Below are 22,730 nucleotides of genomic sequence, written 5' to 3'. Positions count from 1 at the left end.
TCGTCAGACATTTATGATGTAAGGGTACAACACATAAGGAAGGGGATTTTTATGGATACAATTGAAAAGAAATCAGTTGCTACCATTCGCACACTGTCAATAGACGCTATTGAAAAAGCAAATTCTGGTCACCCAGGGATGCCGATGGGGGCTGCTCCGATGGCATACACGCTGTGGACAAAATTTATGAACGTAAGTCCGGCAAACCCTGGCTGGTTTAACCGTGACCGTTTTGTTTTATCTGCTGGACATGGGTCAGCACTTTTATACAGCATGCTTCATTTAAGCGGGTTTGATCTTAGTATTGAAGATCTTAAGGGATTCCGCCAGTGGGGCAGCAAAACACCTGGACATCCGGAATTCGGACATACTGCCGGTGTGGATGCGACAACAGGTCCGCTTGGCCAAGGAATTGCCATGGCAGTCGGTATGGCAATCGCTGAACGCCATTTAGCGGAAACTTACAACCGTGATTCATTTAACGTAGTCGATCATTATACATACAGTATTTGCGGTGATGGTGATTTAATGGAGGGGATTTCTTCTGAAGCCGCTTCACTCGCAGGACATCTTCAGCTTGGCCGTCTAATCGTACTATACGATTCTAATGATATCTCTCTCGATGGAGATCTGAACCGTTCATTCTCTGAAAACGTAAAACAGCGTTTTGAAGCAATGAATTGGGAAGTTCTTTATGTTGAGGATGGAAACAATATTGAAGAATTAACAGCGGCTATCGAAAAAGCACGCCAAAATGATAAGAAACCTACATTAATTGAAGTGAAAACGACAATCGGATTCGGATCGCCTAACCGCGCAGGTACATCCGGTGTTCACGGCGCGCCGCTTGGTAAAGAGGAAAGCAAATTAACAAAAGAAGCTTACGCGTGGACATATGAAGAAGATTTCTACGTTCCGTCAGAAGTATATGAGCATTTCGCTGCAGCTGTTAAAGAATCAGGCGAGAAAAAAGAACAGGAATGGAACGCTCAATTCGCTAAATATAAAGAAGTTTATCCTGAACTTGCTGAACAGCTTGAACTGGCAATCAAAGGAGAGCTTCCGAAGGACTGGGATCAAGAGGTTCCTGTTTATGAAAAAGGAAGCAGCCTAGCATCCCGTGCATCTTCCGGTGAAGTTCTCAACGGACTCGCGAAAAAAATTCCTTTCTTTGTCGGAGGTTCTGCCGACCTAGCGGGATCGAACAAAACGACAATTAAAAATGCCGGTGATTTTACAGCGGTTGATTACTCAGGCAAAAACTTCTGGTTTGGTGTACGTGAATTTGCGATGGGTGCAGCATTAAACGGTATGGCGCTTCATGGCGGACTGCGTGTATTCGGCGGAACTTTCTTTGTCTTCTCTGATTACCTGCGTCCTTCTATTCGCCTTGCAGCGTTAATGGGCCTTCCTGTCACATATGTCTTCACACATGACAGTATTGCTGTAGGTGAAGACGGCCCGACGCACGAGCCTGTTGAACAGCTTGCTTCACTCCGTGCGATGCCTAAGCTTTCTTTGATCCGTCCTGCAGACGGCAATGAGACAGCAGCAGCGTGGAAGCTTGCAGTACAAAGCACTGATCAGCCAACAGCGCTAGTGCTAACACGCCAAAACCTTCCTACCATCGATCAAACGCCTGAAGAAGCATTGGCAGGAGTAGAAAAAGGTGCATATGTTGTTTCTAAATCTAAAAACGAAACACCTGACGCTCTTCTCATCGCTTCAGGATCTGAGGTAGGTCTTGCGATTGAAGCGCAAGCAGAATTGGCAAAAGAAAATATCGATGTTTCTGTTGTCAGCATGCCTTCAATGGACCGTTTTGAGAAACAATCTGATGAATACAAAAACGAAGTCCTTCCTGCAGATGTGAAAAAACGCCTAGCAATTGAAATGGGCTCATCATTTGGATGGGGCAAATACACGGGGCTTGAAGGAGACGTACTTGGCATAGACCGATTCGGTGCATCTGCCCCTGGTGAAACCATCATTAACGAATACGGCTTCTCAGTACCGAACGTAGTGAATCGAGTAAAGGCATTAATTAACAAGTAAGTCTTTGAAAGAGGATGAGTCAAATCATCCTCTTTTTCTTGTTTATCCGACAAAAATAGTATTGGCTGTTTAACAGTAATAGACAATTCTTTCTTTTCTTCTTTTGTATAATAGAGAGCAAATGAAATGCTGCTGGAAAAGGGGATGAAAAGATGGAACGTCACTACTATACGTACCTGATAAAAGAGGAGTTTGCCAATCACTATTTCGGGCGGGAATCGGTTATGTTTGAGCTGTTTCAAGACTATCATTGGACAAGCCTTGAAAAGCAGCAGTATGAAATGACAGAGAAACAGATTCAATATATTACACAACCAATCCCGATTTTACATATGCATCAGCGATTAAAAATGAATTTAAACAAAACGGATTACAGGCAGCTGGATTATATTTATAGAATAGCTTTGCCAAAAGCAAAAGGCCATGCGACATTTATGATGAAGGAGCACATGATAGAAATAGTGGCTTCGGGAGATTATGAGGCAGAAACGATATTCTTTGAAGTGTTAAGAAAAGTAAGCCCTTGCTTTTTAGCGATGGATTTCAATTCGAAGCGTTACGGGTGGCTAAATCCGGTGAAAGAAAGAAATTTTGTCTAAAACCGAAGAAAAAGAGATGTAAATGTTGTATAATAGCTTTTGGTTTAGTACACTTTAAACTAGACAACATGAAGGAGGAAATAAAATGACTTTATGGGTTGGCATCCTAGTGGGCGTTGTTGCATTGCTCATAGGTGTTGCACTCGGGTTTTTTATTGCTCGTAAATATATGATGAGCTACCTGAAAAAGAATCCGCCTATTAATGAACAAATGTTACGCATGATGATGATGCAAATGGGAATGAAACCTTCTCAAAAGAAAATCAATCAAATGATGAAAGCCATGAATAATCAAACGAAATAATACGTAAAGATTATGATATAGAGAAACATGGTTATAAAATAAAAAACCCTTATACGGGTTTTTTATTTTGCGATCATTCATCACCCGCTACTGCTCGAAGGCGCTGCTTTTGATATTGTATGAGAAGATGGTCAAGCTCCTGACTGAGCTCTATCGTAATATGAGATGTCATTCCGTTCGCCATGACAATTTGCAGCAGCTCTGCTCTTTTTTTTTCAATTTCATTTAATAGATGCTCTCTAATCACAGGGATGTATCCTTTCATACATTAAATCTTCAAGTTGAATGTTTATATTATATCCATATTTATACTAATTTTCAAATGAGAAGGAGTACAATATCTCAATGTCAAATTAAATTATATAAGTTTTTTCTGAAAATAGAAATCCTTCAGGTGAAAGTGTTAAAAAAATGAAATGATTTTGTCATAACTTGAAGGAATGTCAAATCATGAAGGGATGATGACATGGGAGACGTAAATTATTTTTTGACATTCGGAGCGGGGTTTTTATCTTTTATTTCGCCTTGCTGCCTGCCGCTTTACCCAGCTTTCTTGTCATATATTACAGGGGTCAGCATGGATGATGTAAAAACAGAAAAGCTGCTGCTGCAGAAAAGAAGCCTGTTTCATACTTTGTTTTTTTTGCTCGGCTTTTCAGTCATTTTTATTGCTTTAGGCTATGGAACATCTTTAATTGGCAGCCTGTTTAGGGATTACCATGATGCGATTCGGCAAATTGGCGCGTTGCTTATTATTTTGTTCGGTTTCTTTACACTCGGCGTGTTCCGGCCAGAGGCTATGATGAAAGAGCGGAGAATCCATTTTAAGCATAAACCGAGCGGGTTTTTAGGTTCAGTCTTAATCGGAATGGCATTTGCGGCGGGATGGACACCGTGTACCGGTCCAATATTAGGTGCTGTTATCTCACTTGCAGGCACCAATCCAGGCTCAGCCGTGCCATACATGATGTTATATGTACTCGGTTTTGCTGTACCGTTTGTTTTATTGTCTTTCTTTATCACAAAGCTGAAGTGGATAAGAAAGAACCAGCTTTTGATCATGAAAGCAGGCGGCGTTTTAATGATTGTGATTGGTGTGCTGTTATTCTTTGATTGGATGAGCCTGATCATTATTTTGCTGTCTGACCTTTTTGGGGGATTTACTGGTTTTTGATGGAGAATTACTTTCGCACTACTACTAAACCTGTTGTTTTTGGTACAATAAGACTATTATTTGTGGAAATCGTTTTTTGGAGGGGCATATGACAAGAGTTTTAGTTGTAGACGACGCCAAGTTCATGAGAGTGAAAATCAGAGAGATCTTGGAAGAGGCAAATTACATAATCGCAGGCGAAGCGGCGGACGGCGAGCAAGCAGCGGATCTGTATAAAAAACTGCGCCCGGACATTGTGACAATGGATATTACAATGCCAGTGAAAAACGGCATAAAGGCGCTTCGTGATATCCTAACCTTTGATCCTAAGGCGAAGGTCATCATGTGCACTGCCATGCGCCAGCAAAGAATTGTAACGGAAGCAATTGAGCTGGGGGCAAAGGATTTTATTGTGAAGCCGTTCGAGGAAACAAAAGTGCTGGAAGCTGTCAGCCGCGTTATGGGATATTAAAGTCATTTCTTTTCAAAATGGTTTTTTTTATTGTTTTGGAGTATAGTATATAGTATCAACACTCCGAGAAACAAAGGAATGATAAGTATGATGATTATAATTTCATCGATTATTGCTGTGTTCATGGCTGTAGCTGTCATGGTTGTCAGAATAAAGTCCTCTGACAAGCCTGTTTCACCAAAAAAAATCATTCTCCCGCCGATTTTTATGAGTACGGGAGCGTTAATGTTTTTATTTCCGGTATTTTGGGTAACTGGTGCAGAGTTTTTAGAAGCATTCACTTTAGGTGTGATTTTCTCTATTTTTCTAATCAAAACCTCTAAGTTCGAAGTTAAAAATAATGAGATTTACATGAAACGCTCTAAAGCATTTGTTTTTATATTAGTCGGTCTTTTGGTGATCAGAATCGTGATGAAATCGATTTTGAGCACATCAATTGATTATGGTGCATTGAGCGGAATGTTTTGGATTCTGGCTTTCGGTATGATTGTGCCTTGGAGAATCGCCATGTATTTATCATATCGAAAACTTCATAACGAGCTGCAGTCAGCTAATATTCAAATGAATTAAAAAACCTTTCCTCTTGCCAGGAAAGGTTTTTTATTTGAGAAGGGTTTGATAAGGCTCCAGATCGATTTTTTTGTCCCGCAGATGCCTTTTTAAGAAGGTATGGTCTCTTTTTGGAGTTGCGAGAATATAACCTTTGATCATAAGTTGCTGATCAATCTTTGCTACCTTTTCTTTTAATGCAAGCTCACCGATTTTGCCTGCGATTTTGGCTTTTGCTGCATCTCTGAACAGCTCTGGCACCGGCGCTGTCAATTCATCTAGAAACTGTTTATTTTCATCGTTCCATAAATGTCTGCTGTTTTCAATATAGTAATCCTGCCAATCAAGTTCTGACCTGCCGTCTTCTTTTGGTAAACGCTTTAAAAACTTTCGAAACATGAAAAAACCGCCGATTGATAATAAGACAATCATCATGATTACCCAAAACAGAATAAACCACAAAAACCATCCTTCCAGCATCGATCATTCCCCCTTATTCTAACCATATTGTATACGAAGAGAGATTAGAAGAACACAGTAAAAAAAGAATAGAAAAAAGTGATAGATGTCTAGTCAAAAGAGATAGTAGATCATATTCTATTGTATAGTGAATCTGCTATTTGGCCATGGGAGAGTCACTAGAGGGTATTTGACGATAAATGGACGGAAAAAAAGTCACTTTCATTATAGGGGATGAAAGTGACTTTTTATGTTTAGCTGAGAGGGAATTGAAGAGAAAAAGAAGAGCCATCTTCTGTTTCTTTATTGACGGCGACTGTGAGTATTTGATTTTCGCATTCGGCTTGAATGGTTTTGTCATTAAAATAAAAAGGAAGCATCATTTGTTTTTCAAAAGTCTGTCCAGATGATTTGACTGTTAAAATGAACTCGCAGCCAGACAGGGTAACCATTACTTGTGTCGGCTGTAAAAAAGTCAGGTCCGCTTCTATAATATACTGCTGACTTGTTTCATATAAATCAATAGGCAATGTTTCGTCGTACCAGGCGAAGGGGTCTTCAAAAAATTGCCGAAGCCATTCATCCATACTATCGAAATCATTTGCATCATTACGTTTTGAATGGGTCATGGAAGCATTCCTCCACATATCAACCTTGCCTTACAGCATATGCAGTGGATGATAAATGGGTGAACGCATAAAAAAACAGACACTAAGGTCTGCTTTTCTTACATATCATGGCTTGAGTTGTGCTTTTGTCTTGTGTGGTTTCGGTTCTTCACTTTTTTGCTTCCGCTTAAAGGCTCAGGCTGTCCCGGATTGTGTCCTTTTGGCGCATTTTTATGCATATCTTTACTTGTATTTTTATTGGTCATAAAATGAGGACCTCCTTAAAAGAGTTCGATGTTATTGATTGGTTTTTCTCTTTTTATTATTTTGGCGTTCAGCTTCAGTCAGTACAAGCTGATCGTTTTCGATATAGCCGGCGCCTTTGCCTTGGCTTTTGGCGTCATTCATTCCGTTAATAACGTGATTCGCTTTTCTTTTAACCATCATTATCACCTCAATCATAATATGGCTCCTTTTAGTGTGTTCTATGAGAGAGCATAAACAGTAAAAATTACCGGTGTATATTCTCATAAGTCGAACTTATTGTATTTAATAAAAACATTGATATTTACTTATGTATGATTTTGTTTTAATATGAAATTGTGAGAAAATTGTGATGGAATGTAATGTTCATCTGAGAATGATCTGATCTGAAGGGGGATTTTGGAGAATGGCAAACGAGCAAAAAACTGCAGCAAAAGACGTTTTCCAAGCGAGAAAAACGTTTACTACAAATGGGAAAACATATCATTACTACTCTTTAAAAGCGTTAGAAGATTCAGGTATCGGGAAGGTTTCGAAGCTTCCTTATTCCATCAAAGTTCTTTTAGAATCAGTTTTGCGTCAAGTGGACGGATTCGTCATCAAAAAAGAACATGTGGAAAATTTGGCAAAATGGGGAACTGCCGAATTAAAGGAAATCGATGTTCCGTTCAAACCGTCTCGTGTTATTTTACAAGACTTCACAGGGGTTCCGGCAGTAGTAGACCTTGCTTCACTGCGTAAAGCGATGGCAGCAGTCGGCGGAGATCCTGATAAAATCAACCCTGAAATTCCTGTTGATCTCGTTATCGACCACTCTGTACAGGTTGATAAAGCGGGTACGGAAGACGCGTTAGCAGTAAATATGGATTTGGAATTCGAAAGAAATGCAGAACGCTACAAATTTTTAAGCTGGGCAAAGAAAGCGTTTAACAATTATCAAGCAGTGCCGCCTGCAACAGGTATTGTGCATCAGGTCAACCTTGAGTTCCTGGCAAGTGTTGTCCATGCCATTGAAGAAGACGGTGAGCTTGTAACGTATCCAGATACGCTTGTGGGGACAGACTCACATACAACAATGATTAACGGTATCGGTGTTCTTGGCTGGGGTGTCGGCGGAATTGAAGCTGAAGCGGGAATGCTTGGACAGCCTTCTTACTTCCCAGTTCCAGAGGTAATCGGCGCGAAACTTGTCGGCAAGCTTCCAAACGGAACAACAGCTACTGACTTGGCGTTAAAAGTAACACAAGTGCTCCGTGAAAAAGGCGTTGTCGGCAAATTTGTTGAATTCTTCGGACCGGGAATTGCTGAACTGCCGCTTGCAGATCGCGCAACAATTGCGAACATGGCTCCGGAATATGGTGCTACATGCGGATTCTTCCCAGTAGATGAAGAAGCGCTCAACTACATGCGCCTGACAGGCCGTGATCCTGAACATATTGATGTTGTCGAAGCGTACTGCAGAAGCAATGGCTTGTTCTACACTCCTGATGCGGAAGACCCTCAATTTACTGATGTGGTTGAAATCGACCTCTCACAAATTGAAGCGAACTTATCAGGTCCAAAGCGTCCACAGGATTTGATCCCGCTTTCTGCTATGCAGGAAACGTTTAAAAAGCACTTAGTCAGCCCTGCGGGTAACCAAGGGTTCGGTTTAAACGCTGAAGAAGAGAATAAAGAAATTAAATTTAAACTTCTCAATGGCGAAGAAACAGTTATGAAAACGGGTGCGATCGCTATTGCCGCGATTACAAGCTGTACGAATACATCTAACCCATATGTTCTGATCGGCGCCGGACTAGTAGCGAAAAAAGCGGTTGAGTTAGGGCTTAAGGTGCCTAATTACGTGAAAACGTCACTTGCACCGGGTTCTAAAGTCGTTACAGGATATCTTGTGAATTCAGGCCTTCTTCCATACATGAAAGAGCTTGGCTTTAACCTCGTTGGGTACGGCTGTACAACATGTATCGGAAACTCAGGTCCGCTTTCACCAGAAATCGAAGAAGCGGTTGCGAAAAATGATCTTCTGATTACGTCTGTCCTTTCCGGAAACCGTAACTTTGAAGGACGTATTCACCCGCTTGTTAAAGGAAACTACCTTGCTTCTCCACCGCTTGTTGTGGCATATGCGCTGGCTGGAACGGTAAACATTAACCTGAAAACCGACCCGATCGGTGTGGGTAAAGATGGTCAAAACGTATACTTTAACGATATTTGGCCGTCAACAGACGAAATCAATTCACTTGTTAAGCAAACTGTTACGCCTGAGCTCTTCCGCAAAGAGTATGAAACGGTATTTGATGACAACGAGCGCTGGAACGAGATTGAAACAACAGATGAAGCGTTATATAAATGGGATAACGAGTCAACTTACATTCAAAATCCGCCATTCTTCGAAGAAATGTCTGTTGAACCGGGCAAGGTTGAACCATTAAAAGGTTTGCGTGTTGTCGGTAAATTCGGCGATTCAGTCACAACTGACCATATTTCTCCTGCTGGTGCAATCGGTAAAGATACACCTGCCGGAAAGTATTTGCAAGAAAAAGGGGTTTCTCCTCGTGACTTTAACTCCTACGGTTCGCGCCGAGGAAACCATGAAGTCATGATGAGAGGGACATTTGCAAACATTCGCATCAAAAACCAAATCGCACCGGGTACAGAAGGCGGATTTACGACGTACTGGCCAACTGGTGAAGTAACATCCATCTATGATGCGTGCATGAAATACAAAGAAGATAAAACCGGTCTTGTTGTATTAGCAGGAAAAGACTACGGTATGGGATCTTCACGTGACTGGGCTGCCAAAGGAACAAACCTACTCGGCATTAGAACGGTAATTGCAGAGAGCTTTGAAAGAATTCACAGAAGCAACCTTGTATTCATGGGTGTGCTGCCGCTTCAGTTTAAACAAGGTGAAAATGCGGATACACTCGGCTTAACGGGTAAAGAAGTCATCGAGGTAGATGTTGATGAAACAGTTCGCCCTCGTGACCTTGTGACGGTAAGAGCAATCAATGAAGACGGCAATGTAACAACTTTTGAAGCAGTCGTCCGCTTTGACAGTGAAGTTGAAATTGATTACTACCGCCATGGCGGTATCCTTCAAATGGTGCTTCGTGAAAAAATGAAGCAGTCCTGATGAATCAATAGGAAGAGAAGGCATTTCGCTTTCTCTTCTTTTTATGACAAAATGTGCTGCGGAGGTGGCATATGCTGAAAAAATGGCTTGCAGGGATCCTGCTTATTATGCTTGCCGGTTATATGGGTTGGAACCTGTATCAAACATACAGCAAAAAAGAAGTCGGAATTGAAGAGGGGCAACAAGCACCTGATTTTTCTTTGAAAACGCTGTCGGGAGAGAATAGCTCCTTAAAGGATTCACAAGGCAAAAAAGTATTGCTCAATTTTTGGGCAACTTGGTGTAAGCCCTGCCGTCAGGAAATGCCGGCGATGGAAGAGCTGCAAAAAGAGTATGCCGACAAACTTGCGGTTGTTGCGGTAAATTTCACTTCAGCTGAGAAAAGTGAAGAACAAGTCCGAGCGTTTGCTGATACGTATGATTTAACGTTCCCTATTCTGATTGATAAAAAAGGGATCAATGCTGACTATAACGTGATGTCATATCCAACGACATATATCTTGGATGAAAAAGGTGTTATTCAAGACATACACATTGGCACCATGACAAAAAAAGAAATGGAACAAAAACTGGATCTTGATTAGATTCAGTTTTTTTATGTTCAGATATGCTTACAAGTTTTCAGAATTGGAAAAAATAAAAGAATATGCGGAGGTGAGAAGCGTGAAGAAGATGAGAAAACGTTCTTTTCATGAGCTCGTCATGGAAAACAAAAAAGAGCTGATGACTAATACAGAGTATTTAAATCAGCTTGAGGAAAAGCTTGAACAGCGATTTAAGCAAAAATAACCTTTAATTTGTATTCATGTTTATCCCTCCTTTTGAGAAACCTATCTGTTGAGGAGGGATAAGCATGGGAAACAACAAGAAAAACGGTCAGCCTCAATATGCTCCAAGCCACTTGGGTACAAAGCCTGTGAAATATAAAGCCAATAAAGGGGAAAAAATGCATGATACTTCAGGACAGCAGCCGATCATCATGCAGACAAAAGGCGAGTAGCGAAAAATCAAGTTTATTTCTAGGAGGTACATCCGATGACAAAGAACCAAAATCAATATCAGCAGCCTAATCCAGATGATCGTTCTGATAATGTAGAAAAATTGCAGGATATGGTTCAAAATACAATTGAAAATATAGAAGAAGCAGAAGCAACAATGGAGTTTGCTTCAGGAGAAGATAAACAGCGTATCAAAGAAAAAAATGCAAGACGCGAACAGAGCATTGAAGCATTTCGCAATGAAATACAGGACGAATCCGCAGCGAGACAAAATGGATACCGCTCTTAAAAACCAGGGAAACCTGGTTTTTTTCTTTCTGATTTGGTTATGGTAAAATGGGGCTAAATTGACGTTAAGGGAGCAGAGTAATCTTGCATGTATCAAAAAAAGAAATAGAAGTGCGTTATGCAGAAACAGATCAAATGGGGATTGTCTATCACGCAAATTATCTTGTGTGGATGGAGGTCGGCAGAACAGCTTTAATCAAGGACTTAGGCTTTTTATATAGTGAAATGGAAAAGAGAGGAGTTCTGTCTCCGGTCGTTGATATCAACATTTCCTATAAAAAGCCGCTTCATTACGGAGAAACCGCGGTTGTCCATACATGGATAGAGGAATATAACGGCTTTAAAACCGTTTATGGTTATCACATTTATAATCCGGCCGGTGAGCTTTCCATCAAAGCCACCTCATCTCATATATGTGTGGATAAAGAAAGCTTTAAGCCTATTCAGTTTCGCAAAGCTTTTCCTGATTGGCACGCAGCATATGAAAAGGCCAAAAAATAGGGAAGTGAACGGGATATGGCGTTTGGTGTGAAACGGGAGGAACTGAACCGGTGGAAACAAGCAGTGAAAAAAGGAGAAATCGCATTTTTAACACATTACTGGCTTGATGACCGGTTTCCGGAAGCAAAGACTGTGACAAAAGCCGGCTGTGCAGATATTGATAAGCTGATTCGGTGGGGAGCAGCCTACGGGTTAAAGAAAGAATGGATACATAAGAAAAGTGAATTTCCTCACTTTGATCTGCTGGGGGAGACCCAAAAATATATTTTGGAACAAGAAAACCTAACCGATCATCTTATACGATTTCATTTGTAAAAAAAGAACGCACATCATGTGCGTTCTTTTTTATTGGTATTCAAAAACCGGTTCATTAGCGTCTTCTGAATAGCTGACGAGAAGGTCGTGATTATCAAAGTACCATAAATCACTTTCTTCAATAAAGAAGGTAATGCCGTCTGCTTCTGCAGTGACTCCAGCCTCTTGTGGGGCATCTTTCGCTACACCGAGAGAAAAACCCTTTTGAACGTTGCTGCAGCCTCCATAGCGGACGAAAAAGCGAACCTGGTCTCCGCTTTCCAAATCGAGCTCTTCTTTATACCAGTTCAATGCGTCTTCGTTAATTGTCATATTCATAACAGCACACCCCTTTGTTCTTCATTTGAATTTTCTCTATTATAAACGTATTAGGCTATTCTGTGTCAAAAGAGAAGGTTTTTAAGCTTATAGCCATTTTACTTTAGGTTCTGTTTTATTGATGATTCGTTTAATGTTTTCCCGGTGTCTGTATATCACAAAAATAGTGAGCAGGGTAACGACAATTAATAAATACGTATCATGAACAAAGAAACTATATATAACAGTATAGATCCCTGTTAACATCGATGATAGAGAAACAAATTTAGTCAAGTATAAAAAGATGAAAAATACCGCAACCATCGTGATAAATAACAGTGGTGCGTAAAATAGCAAAACGCCACCTGATGTTGCCACGGCTTTACCGCCTTTAAATTTAGCGAAGACGGGGAACACATGGCCTATAACCGCAAAGACCCCTGCAAGAAGCGGATGAATATCAACGTGCATGAGAAAAGGCAATGCAGTTGCCAGCGTCCCTTTCAAAATATCTCCGGCTATGACGACCGAACCTGCTTTTACGCCCAGTGTACGGAATGCATTGGTAGCGCCTAAGTTGCCACTTCCGTGCTCCCGAATATCAATTCCCTTGGCAAGCTTGCCCACAATTAAGCCAGATGGAATGCTGCCTATCAAGTAGGCCAAAATAATCAATAAAGCAATTAACATCTACATTTCTCCTTTTTCAAATTCCCTTCTTTCTATTTTAACATGAGATGTCATGATCTGATGATAAGTTTTTTTGTAAAGTTTGCTTACAAATCCAATCAAGCATGCATCATATTTTGATTTCTCCTGTTTTGATCGTGTAAAATAAGTGGAAAAGGAGTGACTCATGATGCAAAACCCTTCTAAAGCGGAAATTAAAGAGATTCTTCAAAGAAGCAAACGTATAGCAGTAGTGGGGCTTTCAGACCGTCCGGATAGAACGTCACATATGGTTTCAAAAGCAATGCAGGACGCGGGTTATGAAATTATCCCTGTGAACCCGACAATTGATGAGGCACTAGGTGTCAAAGCCGTTTCATCTTTAAAAGAGATTGACGGTCCAATTGACATCGTCAATGTATTCCGGCGCTCAGAACAGCTTCCTGGAGTGGCGGAAGAGTTTTTAGAGACAGATGCTCCGGTATTTTGGGCGCAGCAAGGGCTGGTAAACGAGGAAGCATACCAGATGCTAAAAGAAAAAGGCAGAACGGTTATCATGGATCTGTGCATAAAAGTGGCACACGCTGTAACAAAATAGGTGCAGAACTGCAAAAATCCTTGTGAATTCAAGGATTTTTGCTTTTTAATTTTAAGATATTGTTTGCGTATTACGGTGAAACAGATACAATAAAGCTTGAACAGCTTTTTTTGAATACCTTGTCCAGCTGGGTTTCGGCCGTTCGATTTGCGAAGGTCTGCTGCTTTATATATAATAAACAAACATACGTTCTTATGGTGCAAAAACAGCACTAGCCGATGTTTTGAGAACTGATTCGTTAGCTCTATGTTGCGATTGCAAACATATTGGTTATAATGAGGAGTCCAAGGCAGTACCGGCTTGAGGCGAGGTTTATAAAAAATATCTTATATACAAATGATGTGTAACACTGAAAAAGAGAAAGACAATGTTAGTTTTTGAAAGGGGTTTGTACGTTTGGCTAGAAAACAGCAATTTGATTACAACGAAGATGCCATACAGGTGCTCGAAGGCCTTGAGGCTGTCAGGAAAAGGCCGGGTATGTATATTGGCTCTACTGACGCGCGCGGCTTGCACCACTTGGTTTATGAAATTGTAGATAACTCTGTCGACGAGGTGCTTGCCGGCCATGGAGATCACATAATCGTCAAAATACATAAAGACAATAGCATTTCTGTACAGGATAGAGGACGCGGCATGCCGACCGGAATGCATAAGCTCGGCAAACCAACCCCTGAAGTGATTTTTACGGTGCTTCATGCCGGAGGAAAATTCGGCCAAGGCGGCTATAAGACAAGCGGCGGGCTCCATGGAGTGGGTGCATCAGTCGTGAATGCTTTATCTGAATGGCTGACAGTTACCATTGAACGGGACGGTTTTATCTATCAGCAGCGATTTGAAAATGGAGGAAAACCGGTTACATCTCTCGAAAAGATCGGCAAAACGAAAAAGACGGGAACACTCACACACTTTAAGCCAGATCCAACGATGTTCAGCGCAACAACCTATAATTTTGAAACGCTTTCCGAGCGCTTAAGAGAGTCTGCGTTTTTGTTAAAAGGGTTGAAAATTGAGCTGATTGATGAACGCAATGACCAGCATGAGGTCTTTTATTATGAAAACGGCATAGAGGCGTTTGTCGCTTACTTAAATGAAGAAAAAGACGTCTTATCTGAAGTGGTCTCGTTTGAGGGAGAGCATCATTCCATAGAAGTGGATTTTGCGTTCCAGTTTAACGATGGTTATTCTGAAAATATTTTGTCTTTTGTTAACAATGTCAGAACAAAAGACGGCGGGACGCATGAGTCGGGTGCAAAAACTGCGATGACCCGGGCTTTTAATGAATATGCGCGAAAAGTGGCTTTGCTGAAGGAAAAGGATAAGAACCTTGAAGGCACCGATATAAGGGAAGGGCTTTCAGCCATTATTTCTGTCCGCATTCCTGAGGAGCTTCTTCAATTTGAAGGACAAACAAAAGGAAAGCTCGGAACGAGTGAAGCAAGATCAGCGGTTGATGCAATTGTTTCCGAGCAGCTTGCTTACTTTTTAGAGGAAAATCGGGACACCGCAACGCTTCTTGTCAAAAAAGCAATCAAGGCGAGCCAGGCGCGCGAAGCGGCACGCAAAGCCCGTGAAGAAGCAAGAAGCGGCAAAAAACGAAAAAAATCAGAAGCGACTTTAAGCGGAAAGCTGACGCCTGCGGGTTCGAGAAACCCGGCAAAAAATGAATTGTATCTCGTTGAGGGTGATTCAGCAGGCGGATCAGCCAAGCAGGGAAGAGACCGCAGATTCCAAGCAGTTCTGCCTTTACGCGGTAAAGTCATTAATACAGAAAAAGCTAAGCTTGCGGATATCTTTAAAAATGAAGAGATCAATACGATCATTCATGCGATCGGCGGGGGTGTCGGAGCAGATTTCTCAATCGATGACATCAACTACGACAAAATCATCATTATGACCGATGCCGATACTGACGGCGCTCATATTCAAGTGCTGCTTCTTACCTTTTTCTATCGCTATATGAAGCCGCTCATTGAGCATGGCAAGGTGTTTATAGCGCTGCCACCTTTATATAAGGTCAGTAAAGGAAGCGGAAAGAAGGAAATCATTGAATATGCATGGTCTGATGAAGAGATGGGTGATGTCCTGAAAAAAGTCGGCAAGGGCTATACCATTCAGCGATATAAGGGTCTTGGAGAGATGAACGCAGACCAGCTGTGGGAAACGACAATGAATCCGGAGTCCCGCACCCTTGTTAGGGTCAAAATTGACGATGCGGCACGTGTAGAGAGACGTGTAACGACGTTAATGGGAGACAAAGTAGAGCCGCGCAGAAAGTGGATTGAGAAAAACGTCGCTTTCGGCTTAGATGAAGAAAGCAATATTTTAGAAAATGAAAACTTATCGGTCGCTGAGGAGGTTTAATGATTGTCACAGCCAGAATTATTTCATGATTTACCATTAGAAGAGGTGATCGGCGACCGTTTTGGACGCTACAGTAAATATATTATTCAAGACAGAGCGCTGCCTGATGCGAGAGACGGATTAAAGCCGGTACAGCGCAGAATTCTGTATGCGATGCATACAGATGGAAACACGTTTGATAAAAACTTCAGAAAAGCGGCCAAAACGGTTGGTAACGTCATCGGTAACTATCATCCGCACGGTGACAGTTCGGTATATGAAGCAATGGTGCGGATGAGCCAGGATTGGAAAGTTCGTAATGTGTTGATCGAAATGCATGGAAACAACGGGAGCATCGACGGAGATCCTCCGGCAGCCATGCGTTATACAGAGGCACGATTATCTCCGATAGCATCTGAGCTTCTTCGGGATATTGACAAAAACACGGTTGAATTTGTGCCTAACTTCGATGACACAAGCAAGGAGCCTGTCGTACTCCCGGCGATGTTTCCTAACTTATTGGTCAACGGATCAACCGGGATATCAGCGGGATACGCGACCGACATTCCCCCTCATCATTTGGGAGAAGTCATTGATGCTGTCATTAAGCGTATTCAAATGCCATCTTGCTCTGTTGATGAACTCATGGAAGTCATTAAAGGGCCTGATTTTCCGACAGGCGGTATTATTCAAGGCGTTGACGGCATAAGAAAAGCTTACGAAACTGGAAAAGGAAAAATCATTATCCGCGGAAAAGCTGAAATTGAAACAATCAGAGGCGGACGAGAACAAATAGTCATTACTGAAATTCCATTTGAAGTAAATAAAGCAAACCTTGTGAAAAAAATGGACGAGTTCCGTATTGATAAAAAGGTTGAAGGCATCTCAGAGGTTCGTGATGAAACGGATCGAACAGGGCTGAGAGTGGTCATTGAGCTGAAAAAAGAAGCGGATGCCAAAGGCATTTTGAATTTCTTATATAAAAACACTGATTTGCAGATCACATATAACTTTAATATGGTGGCTATTCATAACCGCCGTCCGATGCTGATGAGCCTGCCGTCTATTTTGGATGCGTATATTGGACACCAAAAGGAAGTCGTCACAAACCGGTCCGTTTACGAGCTTCAAAAAGCAAAAGACAGACATCACATCGTAGAAGGGCTCATGAAAGCTTTGTCCATTTTAGATGAAGTCATTGCAACGATCCGTTCTTCAAGCGATAAACGTGACGCTAAAAATAATTTGATTGCGAAATACGAATTTACAGAGCCTCAGGCTGAAGCCATCGTGTCATTGCAGTTATATCGTTTAACCAATACAGATATCACAGCGCTTAAGGAAGAGGCAGAAGAGCTCGGTAAAAAAATTGAAGAGCTCGAATCTATTTTAAGCAATGATAAAAAGCTGTTAAAAGTGATCACAAACAGCTTAAAAGCACTGAAAAAGAAATATGCAGACACGAGACGCTCCGTGATTGAAGAAAAAATTGAGGAAATTAAAATCAACCTCGAAGTTATGGTTGCGTCTGAGGATGTATATGTAACCGTTACGAAGGATGGCTATCTAAAACGGACAAGCCAGCGCTCATATGCCGCTTCCAACGGCCAGGATTTCGGAATGAAAGATACGGACAGGATGCTGCATCAATTTGAAATGAATACGACGGACGTACTGCTGCTCTTTACGAACAAAGGAAGCTACATTTATTGTCCTGTTCACCAGCTGCCTGATATCAGATGGAAGGACATGGGTCAGCATTTTTCTAATATCATCACCATTGACCGTGATGAAACGATTGTAAAGGCCATACCGATAAAAGAATTTGATCCGTCGGCATATCTATTGTTCTTTACGAAAAACGGCATGGTGAAAAAGACAGAGCTCACCCATTACAAAGCACAGCGTTATTCTAAGGCGCTTGTGGCCTTAAATCTGAAGGGTGAAGATGAATTGATTGATGTTCATGTAACAAATGGGGAAAGCCAGATCTTTATGGCCACTCACTTAGGGTACGGCCTGTGGTTTGGAGAAGACGAAGTGAATGTAGTTGGCGCGCGTGCGGCAGGTGTCAAAGGGATTAACTTAAAAGAGGATGACTTTGTTGTCTCAGGAGAGATCCTTCAAGAATCTGATTCAATTGTCTTGTTCACACAGCGGGGAGCGGTAAAACGCATGAGTCTTTCTGAGTTCGAGAAAACATCCCGCGCAAAACGCGGTGTCGTGATGCTAAGGGAACTGAAAAAGAATCCTCACCGTGTTGCAGCACTGTTCGCTTGCGGTCTTGAACAGCGGCTTATGGCAGAAACAGAAAAAGGCGACAGAAAAGAACTGCAGGCAAAAGAGCTGCGGACAAACGACAGATACAGCAATGGCTCTTTCTTTTTTGATGAAGAGGAATCAGGCAAGGTTACAGCTGTCTGGCGCCTTCATACAGACCAATAATAAAAAACCCGCTCATACTATACGAGCGGGTTTCGTTTATTTAGCTTTCATGGTTGGTGAATAGATCTGTTACGGCATGAATGACTTCAATTCCCTGCCATACAAATAAATTCAGCGCTGTGAAAGAAAATAAGCCTAATATCACCATTCTTAAGATAAACAACATGTTAAACAGCCTCCTCATATTATCGTTATATAATCGGGTGATGTTGAACATGAAGTTTGCCGAAATAAGACGACTGATAAAATTTGGCCAGTATAAAGCTTTTTTTCCGCTGGCGCCTGCGGGTGTATCCCGTACTTTTGCTTTCAGCGGTCAGAAGCAGAACAGCCATTGCCCACAAAGCGGTTAGCGCAAATGCCCCTGTGATGGATTTCTTCTCATCATCAGCATTTTGGCCGGCTTTCATCTCGTGCATTTCCTGCTGATCGGCTACGGCTTTATAATGATGGCCGATATCAAAGGCGTGGGGAATTGAGAGCAAATGAAAACTGGCGATCGCCAAGAATAAGATGGATGCTTTCAATATCGTTACTTTTTTCAAATGATCTCCCCCTCCTTTAATATTACTGAATATTTTTATAATAATACCCTAATCCATCCTAAAAGTAAACCTGATTTATTAAATTTAAAAACTAAATTTCACTTTGTTAAGTATATATCTTTTTGCTTATTTTTGAAAGAGAAACATTCTTTATTAGTGTATGTTACCCGGTTTATGGTGTGAATAAAAGCATATTTTAGATGATATGTTTGTTGTTTAAGGTTTATTCCTTTATTTGTGAGCTAAAATCAAAGGAAAGGTAAGAGAATGAGAGGAAATGATTGCATTGTTAATAGGTACTTTTTTAAAATGCAAACTTGCAACGAATGTTTTTATTTTTTATAGGAAAATGCTAGGGAAAGGGTCGACAGAGTAACATCTGGCTATGACAATATTCTTCGCGAAAAAACTTCCTAATTCGTCATATTGTGATATAATAAAACTCGTTATGTTAAAAAATCTAACATCAAAACGAATTCGTATTGAATTGATGAAAACGGGAGGTAAATATGGCGTCTTTTTTCGATAGTTTAATTCATATTCCAAGTGATTTCATTTGGAAATACCTATTTTATATTTTAATAGGGCTTGGATTATTTTTTACCATACGTTTTGGTTTTATCCAATTCCGTTATTTTATTGAAATGTTCAGAATAGTAGGTGAGAAGCCTGAAGGAAATAAAGGCGTTTCCTCTATGCAGGCATTCTTTATTTCCGCTGCATCCCGAGTCGGTACTGGAAATTTGACTGGTGTAGCTTTAGCAATTGCGACAGGCGGACCAGGCGCTGTGTTTTGGATGTGGGTTGTAGCTGCTGTAGGTATGGCTTCTAGCTTTGTTGAGAGTACGCTAGCGCAGCTTTATAAGGTAAGAGACGGGGAGGATTTCCGCGGAGGTCCGGCCTACTACATTCAGAAGGGCCTTGGAGCCAGATGGCTCGGCATCGTTTTTGCTGTCTTAATTACGGTATCATTCGGTTTAATCTTTAACGCTGTTCAAACGAATACTATTGCTGGAGCATTGGATGGCGCATTTCATGTGAATAAAACAGTTGTAGCCATTGTCTTGGCTGTTTTAACTGCGTTTATCATTTTTGGCGGTTTAAAACGTGTTGTGGCTGTAACACAGTTAATTGTACCGGTTATGGCAGGCATTTATATTATTATTGCATTATTTGTTGTTATCACAAATATTACGGCTTTCCCTGGCGTTATCGCTACAATTGTTAAAAATGCTTTAGGGTTTGAACAAGTCGTCGGCGGCGGAATTGGCGGCATCATCGTTATCGGTGCGCAGCGAGGACTTTTTTCAAACGAAGCAGGGATGGGAAGCGCTCCGAATGCGGCTGCAACAGCTCATGTATCGCATCCGGCAAAACAAGGTTTTATTCAAACATTAGGCGTATTTTTCGATACATTTATCGTATGTACGTCCACAGCGTTTATCATTTTGCTTTACAGTGTAACGCCAAAAGGTGATGGTATCCAAGTAACCCAGGCTGCCCTTAATCATCATATCGGTGGCTGGGCGCCTAGCTTCATCGCAGTCGCAATGTTCTTGTTTGCATTCAGTTCAGTTGTCGGCAACTATTATTATGGTGAGACAAATATTGAATTTATTAAAACAAGCAAAACATGGCTCAATATTTACCGGATTGCGGTTATTGCTATGGTTGTCTACGGTTCTCTATCAGGCTTCCAAATCGTTTGGGACATGGCGGATCTCTTTATGGGTATCATGGCGCTGATTAACTTAGTTGTGATTACGCTACTGTCAAACGTTGCTTACAAAGTGTATAAAGATTACGCGAAACAGCGTAAACAAGGACTTGATCCTGTATTTAAAGCGAAAAACATTCCAGGGCTGAAAAATGCTGAAACATGGGAAGATGAGAAACAAGAAGCATAAGAACACGGCTGCATTCAATTCATTGAATGCGGCTTTTTATTTGGCGTAAAGAAGCAGAATCTTTCAAATTAAACAAAAAGTAACGTGAATAGTCCTGATTAAACAATTTTCTATTTGGTCCGTATGTCAGCAGTATCTGAAACAAGACAAAAAGAGCAAATTGACAGGCTTTTTAATCCGTCTAAAAACAAGAAATTAGGTTGATAGACAAAGATGAGATAAATTTTTACAATAGTCCGTGCCAAACAAAAACGGAAGGGAGGTGGAGCGTACGAGTTAATAGGCATATATTTTCGTCATGATGTAAAGGAGGAAAGAATACTATATATGAAACGTCAAGTCTCTATCTTAATCGTGTGTTTATTAATTTCAATACTCGCAACCAGCGGCTTAGGAAATCCAGCAGCATCTGCTGCAGGAGCAAAAACGCCAGTCGCCATAAATGGCCAGCTTAGCATAAAAGGCACGCAGCTAATCAATCAAAACGGCAAAGCGGTGCAATTGAAGGGGATCAGTTCACACGGATTGCAATGGTATGGCGATTTTGTCAATAAAGACAGCTTAAAATGGCTGAGAGACGATTGGGGCATTACCGTTTTTCGAGCGGCGATGTATACAGCAGATGGCGGTTATATTGACAACCCATCCGTGAAAAACAAAGTAAAAGAAGCGGTTGAAGCGGCAAAAGAGCTTGGGATATATGTCATCATTGACTGGCATATCTTAAATGACGGTAATCCAAACCAAAATAAAGAGAAGGCAAAAGAATTCTTCAAGGAAATGTCAAGCCTTTACGGAAACACGCCAAATGTCATTTATGAAATTGCAAACGAACCAAACGGTGATGTGAACTGGGGGCGTGATATTAAACCGTATGCGGAAGAAGTGATTTCCGTTATCCGCAAAAATGATCCAGACAACACCATCATTGTCGGAACCGGTACATGGAGCCAGGATGTGAATGATGCTGCCGATGATCAGCTAAAAGATGCAAATGTCATGTACGCGCTTCATTTTTATGCCGGCACACACGGCCAATCTTTACGGGATAAAGCAAACTATGCACTCAGTAAAGGAGCGCCTATTTTCGTGACGGAATGGGGAACAAGCGACGCGTCTGGAAATGGCGGTGTATTCCTTGACCAGTCGCGGGAATGGCTGAATTATCTCGACAGCAAGAAAATCAGCTGGGTGAACTGGAATCTTTCTGATAAGCAGGAATCATCCTCAGCGTTAAAGCCGGGAGCATCTAAAACAGGCGGCTGGCCGCTTACAGATTTAACTGCTTCAGGAACATTCGTAAGAGAAAACATTCTCGGCAACAAAGATTCAACGAAAGAACGCCCTGAAACGCCGGCACAAGATAACCCCGCACAGGAAAACGGCATTTCTGTACAATACAAAGCAGGGGATGGGGGTGTGAACAGCAACCAAATCCGCCCGCAGCTTCACATAAAAAATAACGGCAATGCGACGGTGGATTTAAAAGATGTCACTGCCCGTTACTGGTATAACGCGAAAAACAAAGGCCAAAACTTTGACTGTGACTACGCGCAGATTGGATGCGGCAATCTGACCCACAAATTTGTGACGCTGCATAAACCTAAGCAAGGCGCAGATACCTATCTGGAACTGGGGTTCAAAAAAGGAAAGCTGTCACCGGGAGCAAGCACAGGAAATATTCAGCTTCGTCTTCACAACGATGACTGGAGCAATTATGCACAAAGCGGCGATTATTCCTTTTTCCAATCAAATACGTTTAAAACAACGAAAAAAATCACATTATATAATCACGGAAAACTGATTTGGGGAACAGAACCCAAATAGTTTAACTGTTGGCGGACATCAGCAATGATGTCCGTTTTCATTATCTTATCCAGTAAAACAAGGAGGTGTAGGTTGTGGATGAAACACTGAAGCAATATATGATGCTGTTCAAAGAAATGAATCATGCGATAAATGGTCCGGACTATCCAGGTAAGGAAAAAGACATCCAGTATCAAAAAGAACAGATTGAAGCTTACGAAAAACAGCTGCAGCGAGGATTTTCTACAGATTATGACTATGATGTGTTTGCTGACTCTGTTATCAAATGCGCATATGGCGATATGACGCTGGAAGATTTAGAAGCAGTTTATTATGGATTAACAACGCCATTTTTTTGATTAGCAACAAACCAATAAAATTTCAATTTCTGTCTCACTAACTTAAGTATACTTTTGATA

At 41.3% G+C, this 22,730-nt stretch carries 28 protein-coding genes; 19 read left to right on the top strand and 9 right to left on the bottom strand.

Annotation, left to right across the window (positions count from 1 at the left end):
• Positions 1-51 precede the first annotated feature (51 nt).
• The 3 genes from tkt to QA442_RS12905 all read left to right on the top strand — a co-directional run bounded on the left by tkt (position 52) and on the right by QA442_RS12905 (position 2,958).
• Positions 52-2,055, top strand: coding sequence for a transketolase (gene tkt, locus QA442_RS12915; protein WP_168780959.1), 2,004 nt, complete (start codon positions 52-54; stop codon positions 2,053-2,055).
• Positions 2,056-2,207: 152 nt separating this feature from the next.
• Positions 2,208-2,654, top strand: a complete 447-nt coding sequence (sirA, locus tag QA442_RS12910; protein WP_003231591.1) for a sporulation inhibitor of replication protein SirA — start codon at positions 2,208-2,210, stop codon at positions 2,652-2,654.
• An 85-nt stretch (positions 2,655-2,739) separates the two neighbouring features.
• Positions 2,740-2,958 (top strand): YneF family protein, encoded by a 219-nt coding sequence (locus QA442_RS12905; RefSeq protein WP_003221221.1) that lies wholly within the window; start codon positions 2,740-2,742, stop codon positions 2,956-2,958.
• A gap of 73 nt (positions 2,959-3,031) precedes the next feature.
• Here the strand turns inward: QA442_RS12905 and ynzD are convergent, their stop codons facing one another.
• The gene (gene ynzD, locus QA442_RS12900; protein WP_024121579.1) at positions 3,032-3,205 is read right to left on the bottom strand and encodes an aspartyl-phosphate phosphatase YnzD; all 174 of its coding nucleotides are present in this window, start codon (positions 3,203-3,205) and stop codon (positions 3,032-3,034) included.
• 219 nt (positions 3,206-3,424) lie between these two features.
• Here ynzD and ccdA point away from each other — a divergent pair, with 219 nt between their 5' ends.
• The 3 genes from ccdA to QA442_RS12885 all read left to right on the top strand — a co-directional run bounded on the left by ccdA (position 3,425) and on the right by QA442_RS12885 (position 5,153).
• Positions 3,425-4,132 (top strand): cytochrome c-type biogenesis protein CcdA, encoded by a 708-nt coding sequence (gene ccdA, locus QA442_RS12895; protein WP_040083037.1) that lies wholly within the window; start codon positions 3,425-3,427, stop codon positions 4,130-4,132.
• Positions 4,133-4,220: 88 nt separating this feature from the next.
• Positions 4,221-4,583 carry a response regulator gene (locus tag QA442_RS12890; protein ID WP_014113939.1) on the top strand — a complete coding sequence of 121 codons (363 nt, stop codon included), beginning with the start codon at positions 4,221-4,223 and terminating at the stop codon, positions 4,581-4,583.
• Between the two features lie 78 nt (positions 4,584-4,661).
• Positions 4,662-5,153, top strand: a complete 492-nt coding sequence (locus QA442_RS12885) for a CcdC family protein (RefSeq protein ID WP_080478227.1) — start codon at positions 4,662-4,664, stop codon at positions 5,151-5,153.
• A gap of 30 nt (positions 5,154-5,183) precedes the next feature.
• Here QA442_RS12885 and yneK read toward each other — a convergent pair whose 3' ends face one another.
• The 4 genes from yneK to sspO form a co-directional block, all read right to left on the bottom strand.
• Positions 5,184-5,612, bottom strand: coding sequence for a DynA interaction protein YneK (gene yneK / locus QA442_RS12880; protein WP_147771948.1), 429 nt, complete (start codon positions 5,610-5,612; stop codon positions 5,184-5,186).
• A 233-nt stretch (positions 5,613-5,845) separates the two neighbouring features.
• Positions 5,846-6,238 carry an outer spore coat protein CotM gene (gene cotM / locus QA442_RS12875; protein ID WP_014664130.1) on the bottom strand — a complete coding sequence of 131 codons (393 nt, stop codon included), beginning with the start codon at positions 6,236-6,238 and terminating at the stop codon, positions 5,846-5,848.
• Between the two features lie 80 nt (positions 6,239-6,318).
• Positions 6,319-6,465 carry a small acid-soluble spore protein P gene (locus QA442_RS12870; RefSeq protein WP_003221237.1) on the bottom strand — a complete coding sequence of 49 codons (147 nt, stop codon included), beginning with the start codon at positions 6,463-6,465 and terminating at the stop codon, positions 6,319-6,321.
• A 31-nt stretch (positions 6,466-6,496) separates the two neighbouring features.
• On the bottom strand, positions 6,497-6,643 hold the full coding sequence (sspO, locus tag QA442_RS12865) for a small acid-soluble spore protein SspO (protein WP_003244839.1): 147 nt from the start codon (positions 6,641-6,643) through the stop codon (positions 6,497-6,499).
• Positions 6,644-6,869: 226 nt separating this feature from the next.
• Between sspO and acnA the strand changes: the two genes are divergently transcribed.
• From acnA to QA442_RS12830, 7 genes are all read left to right on the top strand, one after another.
• Complete coding sequence (acnA, locus tag QA442_RS12860) at positions 6,870-9,599, top strand: aconitate hydratase AcnA (RefSeq protein WP_071581689.1); 2,730 nt, start codon at positions 6,870-6,872, stop codon at positions 9,597-9,599.
• Between the two features lie 71 nt (positions 9,600-9,670).
• On the top strand, positions 9,671-10,183 hold the full coding sequence (locus tag QA442_RS12855) for a redoxin domain-containing protein (protein WP_071581690.1): 513 nt from the start codon (positions 9,671-9,673) through the stop codon (positions 10,181-10,183).
• Between the two features lie 79 nt (positions 10,184-10,262).
• Positions 10,263-10,388 (top strand): FbpB family small basic protein, encoded by a 126-nt coding sequence (locus tag QA442_RS12850; RefSeq protein ID WP_003244964.1) that lies wholly within the window; start codon positions 10,263-10,265, stop codon positions 10,386-10,388.
• Between the two features lie 64 nt (positions 10,389-10,452).
• Positions 10,453-10,599, top strand: coding sequence for an acid-soluble spore protein SspN (gene sspN, locus QA442_RS12845; protein WP_003221249.1), 147 nt, complete (start codon positions 10,453-10,455; stop codon positions 10,597-10,599).
• A gap of 35 nt (positions 10,600-10,634) precedes the next feature.
• Positions 10,635-10,886, top strand: a complete 252-nt coding sequence (gene tlp, locus QA442_RS12840; RefSeq protein WP_014664135.1) for a small acid-soluble spore protein Tlp — start codon at positions 10,635-10,637, stop codon at positions 10,884-10,886.
• An 83-nt stretch (positions 10,887-10,969) separates the two neighbouring features.
• Complete coding sequence (locus tag QA442_RS12835) at positions 10,970-11,386, top strand: YbgC/FadM family acyl-CoA thioesterase (protein ID WP_071579104.1); 417 nt, start codon at positions 10,970-10,972, stop codon at positions 11,384-11,386.
• A gap of 15 nt (positions 11,387-11,401) precedes the next feature.
• Positions 11,402-11,701, top strand: coding sequence for a hypothetical protein (locus tag QA442_RS12830; protein WP_014664137.1), 300 nt, complete (start codon positions 11,402-11,404; stop codon positions 11,699-11,701).
• Positions 11,702-11,731: 30 nt separating this feature from the next.
• On the opposite strand, the gene QA442_RS12825 is transcribed toward QA442_RS12830, so the two are convergent.
• Both QA442_RS12825 and plsY read right to left on the bottom strand, forming a co-directional pair.
• Positions 11,732-12,019 (bottom strand): HesB/YadR/YfhF family protein, encoded by a 288-nt coding sequence (locus QA442_RS12825; protein WP_014664138.1) that lies wholly within the window; start codon positions 12,017-12,019, stop codon positions 11,732-11,734.
• 87 nt (positions 12,020-12,106) lie between these two features.
• Positions 12,107-12,688 (bottom strand): glycerol-3-phosphate 1-O-acyltransferase PlsY, encoded by a 582-nt coding sequence (plsY, locus tag QA442_RS12820; RefSeq protein WP_279473105.1) that lies wholly within the window; start codon positions 12,686-12,688, stop codon positions 12,107-12,109.
• Positions 12,689-12,857: 169 nt separating this feature from the next.
• Here plsY and QA442_RS12815 point away from each other — a divergent pair, with 169 nt between their 5' ends.
• The 3 genes from QA442_RS12815 (at position 12,858) to parC (ending at position 18,053) form a co-directional block, all read left to right on the top strand.
• Complete coding sequence (locus tag QA442_RS12815; RefSeq protein WP_003245606.1) at positions 12,858-13,265, top strand: CoA-binding protein; 408 nt, start codon at positions 12,858-12,860, stop codon at positions 13,263-13,265.
• Positions 13,266-13,661: 396 nt separating this feature from the next.
• Positions 13,662-15,629, top strand: a complete 1,968-nt coding sequence (gene parE / locus QA442_RS12810; RefSeq protein ID WP_014664141.1) for a DNA topoisomerase IV subunit B — start codon at positions 13,662-13,664, stop codon at positions 15,627-15,629.
• A gap of 3 nt (positions 15,630-15,632) precedes the next feature.
• Positions 15,633-18,053: a DNA topoisomerase IV subunit A gene (gene parC, locus QA442_RS12805; RefSeq protein WP_071581691.1), complete on the top strand. Its 2,421-nt coding sequence runs from the start codon at positions 15,633-15,635 to the stop codon at positions 18,051-18,053.
• A gap of 40 nt (positions 18,054-18,093) precedes the next feature.
• On the opposite strand, the gene QA442_RS12800 is transcribed toward parC, so the two are convergent.
• Together QA442_RS12800 and QA442_RS12795 are read right to left on the bottom strand one after the other, a co-directional pair.
• Positions 18,094-18,219, bottom strand: coding sequence for a hypothetical protein (locus tag QA442_RS12800; RefSeq protein ID WP_003231548.1), 126 nt, complete (start codon positions 18,217-18,219; stop codon positions 18,094-18,096).
• 25 nt (positions 18,220-18,244) lie between these two features.
• Positions 18,245-18,598, bottom strand: coding sequence for a hypothetical protein (locus tag QA442_RS12795; protein WP_014664143.1), 354 nt, complete (start codon positions 18,596-18,598; stop codon positions 18,245-18,247).
• A 509-nt stretch (positions 18,599-19,107) separates the two neighbouring features.
• Between QA442_RS12795 and QA442_RS12790 the strand changes: the two genes are divergently transcribed.
• The 3 genes from QA442_RS12790 to QA442_RS12780 all read left to right on the top strand — a co-directional run bounded on the left by QA442_RS12790 (position 19,108) and on the right by QA442_RS12780 (position 22,670).
• Positions 19,108-20,505: an alanine/glycine:cation symporter family protein gene (locus QA442_RS12790; protein WP_040083027.1), complete on the top strand. Its 1,398-nt coding sequence runs from the start codon at positions 19,108-19,110 to the stop codon at positions 20,503-20,505.
• Positions 20,506-20,832: 327 nt separating this feature from the next.
• On the top strand, positions 20,833-22,332 hold the full coding sequence (locus tag QA442_RS12785; protein WP_279473100.1) for a cellulase family glycosylhydrolase: 1,500 nt from the start codon (positions 20,833-20,835) through the stop codon (positions 22,330-22,332).
• 74 nt (positions 22,333-22,406) lie between these two features.
• Positions 22,407-22,670, top strand: a complete 264-nt coding sequence (locus tag QA442_RS12780) for a YnfE family protein (protein WP_071581693.1) — start codon at positions 22,407-22,409, stop codon at positions 22,668-22,670.
• The last annotated feature ends 60 nt before the right edge of the window (positions 22,671-22,730 follow it).

This window comes from Bacillus stercoris (genome assembly GCF_029772985.1).
Lineage (GTDB): Bacteria > Bacillota > Bacilli > Bacillales > Bacillaceae > Bacillus > Bacillus stercoris.
The sequence above is the reverse complement of the archived record's forward strand: the minus strand, read 5'-3'. Positions and strand labels throughout refer to the sequence as shown.